Source organism: Marinobacter sp. UBA5687 (assembly GCF_002420325.1).
GTDB lineage: Bacteria > Pseudomonadota > Gammaproteobacteria > Pseudomonadales > Oleiphilaceae > Marinobacter > Marinobacter nauticus.
Window position 1 is genome coordinate 1 of record NZ_DIHV01000120.1, and the last position, 3497, is coordinate 3497.

General features: G+C 62.9%; 5 protein-coding genes. All 5 read right to left on the bottom strand.

Annotated elements, in window-relative coordinates; genetic code table 11:
- On the bottom strand, positions 1-437 hold a 437-nt coding region (locus B3Y70_RS12170; RefSeq protein ID WP_414674120.1), incomplete at its 3' end, for an urease accessory protein UreF.
- The gene (gene ureE, locus B3Y70_RS12175) at positions 409-972 is read right to left on the bottom strand and encodes an urease accessory protein UreE (RefSeq protein ID WP_014422373.1); all 564 of its coding nucleotides are present in this window, start codon (positions 970-972) and stop codon (positions 409-411) included. The genes B3Y70_RS12170 and ureE, both read right to left, overlap by 29 nt.
- A 65-nt stretch (positions 973-1037) precedes the next feature.
- Complete coding sequence (gene ureC, locus B3Y70_RS12180; protein WP_222448840.1) at positions 1038-2741, bottom strand: urease subunit alpha; 1704 nt, start codon at positions 2739-2741, stop codon at positions 1038-1040.
- Between the two features lie 148 nt (positions 2742-2889).
- Positions 2890-3207 (bottom strand): urease subunit beta, encoded by a 318-nt coding sequence (locus tag B3Y70_RS12185; RefSeq protein WP_286895655.1) that lies wholly within the window; start codon positions 3205-3207, stop codon positions 2890-2892.
- Between the two features lie 155 nt (positions 3208-3362).
- Positions 3363-3497 (bottom strand): urease subunit gamma (locus tag B3Y70_RS12190; RefSeq protein WP_288589896.1); only part of this gene is annotated, 135 nt, incomplete at its 5' end.

Below are 3497 nucleotides of genomic sequence, written 5' to 3' on the forward strand. Positions count from 1 at the left end.
CCGGGCTCGGCCGGAATCAGGGTTCTCTCCGGCAGCAGGTTGAGGTTGCCCAGCAGGGTTTTAAGGGCACCGCCCAGGCGAGTGTCTTCGTCGCTCAGTTCTGCGGTTTCCCGGGTGGCGTGCAGCCACTGGTTCCATTGCGCGATGGTGGCGCCGTCGTCGTTCGCCCAGGCGGTTTGCAGCCGGGCCAGCAATGGCAACTCGCACCGGCTCAGGCCGTCTTCCAGTACGCCTTCAATCCACCGGGCCAGTTCCGCTTCGTTGTTCACCCAACCCAGCTCAAAGGCACTTTCCAGGCCCTGGGACCAGGCAAAGGCGCCGATGGGCAACGCCGGGCTGACCAGCTGCATCAGCCCCAGCAGGGCCAGGTCGCCGCTGGGTTCACCCTCACCCGCCATGGCTGCCGGCTCAGTGGGTGTGTTTGTGGCCGTGAGCATGGGTATGTCCAGCAGCGTGAGTGTGGTCATGGCTTTCACCGTGCGAGTGCGCGTGGGAATGGCCATGGCTATGACCGTGCGAATGGCCCTGGCCGGCCTGGTTGTAGGCACCGGGTTCCGGGTCGAAGGTGGCGGTGTGGTGCACCACGGTGGCGCCCAGGCGTTCGGCCAGTTCTTCCAGTACGTGATCGGGCGGGAAGCGCACGAAGGCGCCCTGCTCGTCTTCACCGATCGCCAGGGTGACGTGGCGGTTGCCCAGGTGGTAACACAAGCGGGCCAGCGGCAGGCCGGTTTCTACACGGGCGGTGACCACCGGCTCTTCCGCGGCGCGAATGCGGATGATCTCGCCGGATTTCGCTTCCAGCAGATCGCCGTCTCTCAGCACCGGTCCACGGTCCAGAAACAGGCCCACGTCCAGATTGGTCTCGGTGGTGGCCCGAAGGCGGCCGCGAATGCGCAGTTCGTAGGGCAGCACCAGGTTGTCGTGGATTTCGCTGGCGTCTACGTGGGTGATGCGTTTAGTCAGTTCCAACATCCGTTCGTTCCTCTCACAGCAGCCTCAAGCTGCGTTGCTTAACAAAGCAGCCTTGGGCTGTATTCCTAAAAAAGATGGTAGCGCTGGGCCAGGGGCAGTTCGGTGGCCGGCTCGCAGGTGAGCAGTTCGCCATCGGCGTGCACTTCGTAGGTTTGTGGGTCTACGGTCAGGTGCGGGCAGGCGTCGTTCAGTTTCATGTGCTGCTTACGCACGTCCCGCACGCCTTTGCAGGCGGAGAGCGGGCTATCCAGGCCCAGTTCCTCACCAATATTGGCGTCCAGCGCGGCCTGGCTGACGAAGGTCAGGCGGGTGGCACTGGCGGCCTTGCCGAAGGCGCCGAACATGGGGCGGTAGTGCACCGGCTGCGGTGTAGGGATAGAGGCATTCGGGTCGCCCATGGGGGCGGCGGCTATCATCCCGCCCTTGAGGATGCAGGCAGGCTTTACGCCGAAAAACGCCGGGCTCCACAGCACCAGGTCTGCCAGTTTGCCCACTTCCACCGAGCCCACGTCATGGGCGATGCCGTGGGTGATGGCGGAGTTGATGGTGTACTTGGCGATGTAGCGTTTGGCGCGGAAGTTATCGGCGCCGCGTTCCTGGTCTTCCGGCAACAGGCCGCGCTGCACTTTCATTTTGTGGGCGGTTTGCCAGGTACGGCAGATCACCTCGCCCACCCGGCCCATGGCCTGGGAATCCGAGGAGATCATGGAGATCACGCCCATGTCGTGCAGGATGTCTTCCGCCGCGATGGTTTCCCGGCGGATCCGGGAATCGGCAAAGGCCACGTCTTCCGGGATGTTCGGGTCCAGGTGGTGGCATACCATCAGCATGTCCAGGTGCTCATCCACGGTATTCACCGTGTAGGGCCGCGTGGGGTTAGTGGACGACGGCAGTACATAGTCCTTGGAGCAGGCGGTGATGATGTCCGGAGCGTGGCCACCGCCGGCACCTTCGGTATGAAAGGTGTGAATGCAACGACCCTTGAAGGCGGCCAGGGTGTCTTCCACAAAGCCGGATTCGTTCAGGGTGTCGGTGTGGATGGCCACCTGGATGTCGTACTGGTCGGCCACGGTCAGGCAGTTGTCGATGCTGGCCGGGGTGGTGCCCCAGTCTTCGTGCAGTTTGAGGCCGATCACGCCGGCTTTTACCTGCAGCTCCAGCGCTTCCGGCAGGCTGGCGTTGCCTTTGCCCAGGAAGCCGATGTTCATGGGCAGGCTGTCCACGGCCTGCAGCATCTTGCCGATGTGCCAGGGGCCCGGGGTACAGGTGGTGGCGTTGGTGCCGGTGGCCGGGCCGGTGCCGCCGCCGAGCATGGTGGTCACGCCGCTCATCAGGGCTTCTTCTACCTGCTGGGGGCAGATGAAGTGGATGTGGGGGTCGATGCCGCCGGCGGTGAGGATCTTGCCTTCGCCGGCGATGATTTCGGTGCCGGGGCCGATGACGATGGTCACGTCTGGCTGGGTGTCCGGGTTGCCGGCTTTGCCGATGGCGGCGATGCGGCCTTTCTGGATGCCGACGTCGGCTTTGACGATGCCCCACCAGTCGAGGATGAGGGCGTTGGTGATCACGGTGTCCATCACGGCGTCGTCGCAGCGCTGGCTCTGGCCCATGCCGTCGCGGATGACTTTGCCGCCGCCGAATTTTACTTCGTCGCCGTAGTGGGTGTGGTCTTCTTCCACTTCTATCCACAGTTCGGTGTCGCCCAGGCGGACGCGATCCCCTACGGTGGGGCCGTACATGTCGGCGTAGGCTTGTCTGCTGATTTTCATGTTTTTTCTCACTTTAATCTTGGTGCCGGGCCCGGCGGGGGTTGCCCTTCCGGGAAACGCTCCTTGCGGCACATCCCTGTGGCGCTTGTTCTCCGGCATCCATGCCTCCGCACATTCCCGGAAGGGCAACCCCCGCCGGACCTCAGACTTAGTTCTTGGAGTCCAAACTCCCCATCACCTCAGCTCTGAAACCGTAAATTTCCCTTTTCCCCGCAAACGGAATCAGCGTTACAGAGCGAGTCTGGCCGGGTTCGAACCGAATGGCGGTGCCGGCGGCCACGTCCAGGCGGTAGCCGCGGGCTTTGGCGCGGTCGAAGTCCAGAGCCGGGTTGGCTTCGGCGAAGTGGTAGTGGGAGCCGATCTGCACCGGGCGGTCGCCGGTGTTGGCCACGTCCAGCTGGATGCGTTCGCGGCCGGCGCAGAGTTCGATGTCACCGTCTTTGAGTTGGTATTCACCGGGGATCATAAAAAGCCTCCTTGAAAAGCCGATGAGAAGCGTTGGCGAGGCAGGCGCTGCAAGGCAAAAGAAGGCGAAAAAGCGGAGTTTATGCATGTATAAATGAGCATTTTGAGCCTTCTTTTAACGCCGCAGCGGCAACGCAGGTAGCTTCTCATTGGCTTTTAGACGATTGGGTTGTGGACCGTGACCAGTTTGGTGCCGTCCGGGAAGGTGGCTTCCACCTGGACTTCGTGCACCATGTCGGCCACGCCGTCCATCACGTCTTCGCGGGTGAGGATTTCGGTGCCGGCGCTCAT